This is a genomic window from Aquiflexum gelatinilyticum, from assembly GCF_024741135.1.
Lineage (GTDB): Bacteria > Bacteroidota > Bacteroidia > Cytophagales > Cyclobacteriaceae > Cognataquiflexum > Cognataquiflexum gelatinilyticum.
Genome location: NZ_JANSUY010000045.1, coordinates 1 through 958 on the forward strand (window position 1 = coordinate 1; position 958 = coordinate 958).

The window sequence follows — 958 nt, forward strand, 5'->3', positions numbered from 1 at the left end:
GATCTAATGGTCAAAAATAGTTGGTAAAACACCTTCTAACAGTCTGATTTTAAATTAATTACGAACACCTTATTGAAACCTGTTTCAATAAGGTTTTTTTGTTTCATGAAAACTTCAAAAAAAAAGGTGTTGGGCATGTGGTTTTCTTGACTCAATCAAGTGGGGAAAACAGTCTGGTAAGCAACGGTATAAGTGTAAAAATTGTGGCATCCTCTTTACCGGTTCCAACCCCTCAGTAGCCAAAACCAATCGGTTTGTGTGGTTTGAAAAATGGATAGTCGGAAAGCGCACATTTGACCAATTGGTAACAGAGACAGGCCTGAGCAAGAGCACGGTTCAGCGGCTCTTTAAAAGGTATTTGAAAGAACCTCCTATGCTGAGTGTTTACCCTTCCGAGCGGGTAAATCTGCTTATTGACGGCACGTATTTTACCAAGGATTTATGCCTGATTTTGTACCGGGACAACACCATCAAATTCACCCAGCTCTACCGGTTCAGCGATGGTGAACGATACGAGGAACTCAAAGAAGACCTGGAAAATCTGCTGATTCTTGGAGTTCAGATCGAATCAATTACCTGCGATGGACACAGGGCCTTGCTCAGGGCAATCCGCAAAGTCTGCCCACACGTCACCCTTCAGCGATGTGTGATCCATGTGCAGCGAATGTGCAGAATATGGCTTTCCGGCAACCCTAAGAGCATTCCCGGACAGGAACTCCGAAAAATCGTCTCCACACTGCATCAGATCCAATCCAAAAAGGAACTCAGCTATTGGCTACTAGACCTAGCCAATTGGGATGCTCGGCACCATCAGTTTGTTCATGAAAAAACGGTCAATCCCATAACGGGAAAATTTTGGTATAAACACAAACTGTTGAGACGTTCCTTCTATGTATTGACAAGTGCTTTGCCGAATCTTTTTGCTTACCTGGATAATCCCAGAATCCCAAAATCAACC

General features: G+C 43.4%; 1 protein-coding gene and 1 pseudogene. Both read left to right on the plus strand.

Going from position 1 to position 958, the window contains the following annotated elements; all coding sequences use genetic code 11:
• Positions 1-136: 136 nt before the first annotated feature.
• Positions 137-208, plus strand: a pseudogene (locus NU887_RS21265) (IS1/IS1595 family N-terminal zinc-binding domain-containing protein); the annotation flags it as partial.
• Positions 209-256: 48 nt separating this feature from the next.
• Positions 257-958: transposase (locus tag NU887_RS21080; RefSeq protein WP_258425358.1), on the plus strand; the 702-nt coding region annotated here is incomplete at its 3' end.